6 protein-coding genes are annotated in these 4748 nt (G+C 74.5%); 4 read left to right on the top strand and 2 right to left on the bottom strand.

All coding sequences use genetic code 11. From position 1 onward, the window contains the following. Nucleotides 1-353: DUF3099 domain-containing protein (locus QL983_RS10440; protein WP_290152901.1), on the bottom strand; the 353-nt coding region annotated here is incomplete at its 3' end. 171 nt (nt 354-524) lie between these two features. On the opposite strand from QL983_RS10440, the gene QL983_RS10435 reads away from it, so the two are divergent. Next, complete coding sequence (locus QL983_RS10435) at nt 525-1271, top strand: beta-ketoacyl-ACP reductase (RefSeq protein WP_041103838.1); 747 nt, start codon at nt 525-527, stop codon at nt 1269-1271. 37 nt (nt 1272-1308) lie between these two features. Then, the gene (locus QL983_RS10430; RefSeq protein ID WP_290152898.1) at nt 1309-2067 is read left to right on the top strand and encodes an SDR family oxidoreductase; all 759 of its coding nucleotides are present in this window, start codon (nt 1309-1311) and stop codon (nt 2065-2067) included. Between the two features lie 73 nt (nt 2068-2140). Here QL983_RS10430 and serB read toward each other — a convergent pair whose 3' ends face one another. Then, nucleotides 2141-2977 (bottom strand): phosphoserine phosphatase SerB, encoded by an 837-nt coding sequence (serB, locus tag QL983_RS10425; RefSeq protein ID WP_290152896.1) that lies wholly within the window; start codon nt 2975-2977, stop codon nt 2141-2143. An 86-nt stretch (nt 2978-3063) separates the two neighbouring features. Between serB and QL983_RS10420 the strand changes: the two genes are divergently transcribed. Both QL983_RS10420 and QL983_RS10415 read left to right on the top strand, forming a co-directional pair. Next, nucleotides 3064-3888, top strand: a complete 825-nt coding sequence (locus tag QL983_RS10420) for an ABC transporter ATP-binding protein (RefSeq protein ID WP_051995263.1) — start codon at nt 3064-3066, stop codon at nt 3886-3888. Then, nucleotides 3885-4730 (top strand): sulfite exporter TauE/SafE family protein, encoded by an 846-nt coding sequence (locus QL983_RS10415; protein ID WP_036315227.1) that lies wholly within the window; start codon nt 3885-3887, stop codon nt 4728-4730. The genes QL983_RS10420 and QL983_RS10415 overlap by 4 nt, the downstream gene beginning before the upstream one ends. The last annotated feature ends 18 nt before the right edge of the window (nt 4731-4748 follow it).

Genomic DNA, 4748 nt, shown 5'->3' with positions numbered 1-4748 from the left:
GGCTCGGGCGCCGCCGCGTCGTCGGGGCGGGGGGTCAGGGCGGGTCCCTGGGCGGGCACGGCGCGCAGGGTGCCGGCCTGCTGCGGGCCGGTGTTGTTCACGCGCACGACGGCGACGTAGGGCAGCACGACCGCGCCGAGGATGAACCCGAGCTGCCACCAGCCGTGGGTGAAGAGCGCGGCGACGAAGCAGGCGGTGCGGAGCAGCATCTGGACCAGGTAGACCTTCATGCGCGCCTCCCGGTCCGCGCTGCGGCCGGCGGCGGCGGTGGTGACCCCCTGGACCTCCGGTGTCGTCCCGCGCCCGGCGTGGGCGGGACGGCCGGCTCGGGAGCCGGCGGCGGAGCTGGTCATGGCGCATCCTCCTGGCACGTCGCGCCCTGCGGAGGGCCCCCGCGTGGCCGCGGACGTAGAGTGGTGGTTCACATGCCGGCGCGCCCGCCGTCGGCGGCGTCCCGCAGGACGGCGTCGACGGCGCCGCGCCGGTGCTCCAGTCTAGTCCCGTCCCGTCCGGAAGGTGTTCCCATGGCCGATCAGACCACCACGCCCGCAGCGGACGCGCAGGCCGCCGGCCGCAGCGTCCTCGTCACGGGGGGCAACCGCGGCATCGGCCTGGCCATCGCCCGGGCGTTCGCCGCGAACGGCGACCGCGTGGCCATCACCTCCCGCTCGGGGGAGGGGCCGGAGGGGGTCCTCGCGGTCCGGGCCGACGTGACGGACGCGGCCTCCGTGGACGCGGCCTTCCGCGAGGTCGAGCAGGCCCACGGCCCGGTCGAGGTGCTCGTGGCCAACGCCGGGATCACCCACGACCAGCTGCTGCTGCGCATGTCCGAGGATGACTTCACCTCGGTGATCGACACGAACCTCACCGGCGCCTTCCGCGTGGTGCAGCGCGCCACCAAGGGCATGATGCGCCTGAAGCGCGGCCGCATCGTCCTGGTTTCCTCCGTGGTGGGCCTGCTCGGCTCGCCCGGCCAGGTCAACTACGCCGCCTCCAAGTCCGGCCTCGTCGGGATGGCCCGCTCGATCACGCGCGAGCTCGGCGCGCGCGGCGTGACCGCGAACGTCGTGGCCCCCGGCTACATCGACACCGAGATGACGCAGTCCCTCGACGACGAGCTCAAGGCCCAGTACAAGACGTCCATCCCGGCCGGCCGCTTCGCCGCCCCGGAGGAGGTGGCTGGCGTCGTGCGCTGGCTGGCCTCGGACGAGGCCGCGTACATCTCCGGGGCCGTGATCCCCGTGGACGGCGGCCTGGGCATGGGCCACTGACGACCACCGACCGCTGAGCAGACAGGAAGCACAGAACATGACCGAGCAGGACCTGGCCGGACGCGGCGTCGTCGTCACCGGCTCCTCCCGCGGCATCGGAGCCGCCACCGCCGAGCTGCTGGCCGCCCGCGGCGCGGGCGTCGTGGTGAACTACCGCCAGAAGGCGCCGCGCGCGAACAAGGTGGTGCAGAGGATCGAGGAGGCCGGCGGCCGCGCCGTGGCCGTGGGCGGCGACGTGACCGTCGCCGAGGATCGGGCCGCGCTGCTGGACGCCGCCGTGGAGCACTTCGGCTCACTCGACGTGCTCGTGCTCAACGCCTCGGGCGGCATGGAGTCCCAGTTCGGCGAGGACTACGCCCTGAAGCTCAACCGTGACGCCCAGGCCGCGCTGGCCGACGCCGCGCTCGAGCGCATGGGTGCCGGCGGGCAGATCGTGTTCGTGACCTCCCACCAGGCGCACTTCATCGACGAGGTCGCCACGATGGACTCCTACGAGCCCGTGGCCCGCTCCAAGCGCGCCGGCGAGGACGCGCTGCGCGAGCGCATCCCCGCGTTCACCGAGAAGGGTGTGGGCTTCGTGGTGGTCTCCGGCGACATGATCGAGGGCACCATCACCGCCACCCTGCTCGACCGCGCCGAGCCCGGTGCCATCGAGGCCCGCCGCGAGGCCGCCGGCAAGCTCTACACCGTGGAGGAGTTCGCCGCCGAGATCGCCTCCCTCGTGGGCCGCGACGACCTCGAGGTCGGCCACACCGAGCTCGTGGGCGGCGCCGAGGACTTCCTCGGGCAGGACTGAACCCCACCACACCCCAGACGACGAGGGCCGGATCCGTGGGATCCGGCCCTCGTGACCTCCGGGAGCGGACGCCTCAGAGACCGAGGAGCCACCGCAGGGGGGTGAAGGAGGGCACGTCGACGACGACGTCCGCGTGCTCCCGGAGGATCGGCTTCGCGCACAGCGCCACGCCGCAGCCGGCCGCCTCGAGCAGGTCGATGTCGTTGGCGCCGTCGCCCACGCCGACGGCCTGCTCGGGGGTGAGCCCCGCGTCCTCGGCCCAGGCGCGCAGCATGGCGGCCTTCGCCGCGCGGTCCACGACGTCGCCGAGCACCTTCCCGGTCAGGTGCCCGTCCCGCACCTCGAGCTCATTGGCGCAGTAGGCGTGCACGCCCCACGCCTCGGCCAGCGGGGCGAGCACCTGGGTGAAGCCGCCGGAGACCGCGCACACCCGGCCGCCGGCCGCGGTGACGGCCTCGATCAGCGCGAGGGCTCCGTCGGTGGGCCGGATGGCCCGCACCACGTCCGCCACGACGCCCACGGGCAGCCCCGCGAGCGCCTCGACACGCGCGTGCAGCGAGGCGGCGAAGTCGAGCTCACCGCGCATCGCCCGCTCCGTCACCTCGGCGACCTCGGCCTCGCGGCCGGCGTGGGCGGCGAGCAGCTCGACGACCTCCTGCCGGATCAGCGTGGAGTCCACGTCCGTCACCACGAGGGGCACCGGTGCGGCGGCGACCGTCGCCGGCACCGTGAGCACGTCCCATCCGGAGCCCGGCTCCGGGGCCGCCGCCCACTCGTCCGCGGCGAAGCGCCAGCCCAGCAGGCCGTCGTCGGTGAGGCGTTCGGCGTCGTCGGGCACGCCGACCGGGGGCGCGTCCGTGATGAGGAGGGCGGGGTCGGCGGTGACGACGAGGCGGCGCAGGGTGCTCATGCGCGGCATCCTAGGCGGGGGTGCGGGCGCGGCCGGGCGTGCGTCGCATCGGCGACGCGCCGGCCGGCCGGACTAGGCTGGTCCCCATGACCACCCCCGCGCCTCCCGACGACTGGTTCCTCCCGGACGAGGACGCCGTGCTGCAGATGCGCCGCGTGCGCGTGCGCCGCGGCACCACCGACATCCTCGGCCCCCTGGACTGGACGGTCCGCGCGGGGCAGCGGTGGATCGTGATGGGCCCGAACGGCGCCGGCAAGTCGACGCTGCTCCAGCTGGCCGCGGCCCGCCTGCACCCGACCGCCGGCGACGTCGGCGTGCTGGACGAGGTGCTCGGCGCCGTCGACGTGTTCGAGCTGCGCCCGCGGATCGGCCTGTCCTCCGCCCAGCTCGCCGCCCAGGTGCCCGCGAACGAGACCGTGCAGGACGCCGTCGTCACCGCCGCCTACGGGATCACCGGCACGTGGCGCGAGCGGTACGAGACGGAGGATCGCGCCCGCGCGCTCGGCCTCGTGGCGACCTGGGGGCTCTCCCGCCTCGCGCACCGCGCGTTCGGCACCCTCTCCGACGGTGAGCGCAAGCGCGTGCTCATCGCCCGTGCCCTGATGACCGACCCCGAGCTGCTCCTGCTGGACGAGCCCGCCGCGGGCCTGGACCTCGCCGGGCGGGAGGACCTCGTGCGCCAGCTGACGGCGCTCGCCACGGACGAGGACGCGCCCGCGCTGGTCCTCGTCACGCACCACCTCGAGGACGTGCCCCCGGGCTTCACGCATGCACTGCTGCTGCGGGCCGGCGGCGTCGTGGCGGCCGGGCCCATCGAGTCGACGCTCACCGAGGAGCACCTCTCCTCGGCGTTCGGCACGGACCTGAAGGTGACCCGCACCGGCGGTCGGTACACCGCCGTCGCCCGGTGACGGGGCTGCTGACCGCGCAGCTGCTGGGCATGGACCTGTGGCAGGTCCTGCTCGTGCTGCTCGCGGGGTTCTGGGCCGGCACGATCAACTCGGTGATCGGCTCGGGCACGCTCGTCACCTTCCCGACGCTCGTGGCGGTCGGGTTCCCGCCCGTGACGGCCCAGGTCTCCAACGCGATGGGCCTGGTGGCCTCGGGCTTCTCCGGCACGTACGGGTACCGCCGAGAGCTGGCCCAGTCCCGGGCGCTCCTGCCGAAGCTGACCGTCGCGTCCCTGCTCGGCGGGGTCATCGGCGCCGCCCTGCTCACCACGCTGCCCCCGGCCGTGTTCGGCTACGTCGCGCCGGTGCTGCTCGTGGTGGCCCTGACGGTCGTCGTGCTGCAGCCGCGCATCCAGCGGTGGGTCCGGCGTCGGGCGGAGGACCAGGGACCGACCCCCGGCGCGGACTCTCCCGTGCCGGTGGGCCCCGTGACCCCGACACTGTGGACGCTCGTGTTCCTGACCGGCATCTACGGCGGCTACTTCGTGGCCGCCCAGGGCGTCATGCTCATGGCGATCTTCGGCGTGCTGCTGGTGGGCGGCACCCTCGTGCACGCCAACGCGGTGAAGACGTGGCTGTCGCTGGTGGTCAACCTCACCGCCGCGGCGTTCTACCTGGTGTTCGCCTTCGACCGCATCGACTGGCGGGCCGTCCTGTTGATCGCGCTCTCCTCGCTCGTGGGCGGGCTCGTGGGCGCGCGGATCGGGCGGCGCATCTCGCCGACGGCGCTGCGCGTCACCATCGTGATCGTGGGCCTGGCCGGGCTGGTGGTCATGGTGATGCGGCAGGTCTCGGGTGGGTGAGGGCGGGGCCCGCGAGGT

Origin of the sequence: Micrococcus sp. APC 4021 (assembly GCF_030407635.1) — a bacterium.
In the GTDB taxonomy this organism is placed as follows: domain Bacteria; phylum Actinomycetota; class Actinomycetes; order Actinomycetales; family Micrococcaceae; genus Micrococcus; species Micrococcus luteus.
Note: the sequence above shows the minus strand (reverse complement) of the source record. Positions and strands in the feature narration are given on the sequence as shown.

What these genes read in the sequence shown, in the direction of transcription:
- QL983_RS10435 (WP_041103838.1), top strand. Translation starts at nt 525, where the DNA reads ATGGCCGATCAGACCACCACGCCCGCAGCGGACGCGCAGGCCGCCGGC.
- QL983_RS10420 (WP_051995263.1), top strand. Translation starts at nt 3,064, where the DNA reads ATGACCACCCCCGCGCCTCCCGACGACTGGTTCCTCCCGGACGAGGAC.
- serB (WP_290152896.1), bottom strand. Translation starts at nt 2,977, where the DNA reads ATGAGCACCCTGCGCCGCCTCGTCGTCACCGCCGACCCCGCCCTCCTC.
- QL983_RS10430 (WP_290152898.1), top strand. Translation starts at nt 1,309, where the DNA reads ATGACCGAGCAGGACCTGGCCGGACGCGGCGTCGTCGTCACCGGCTCC.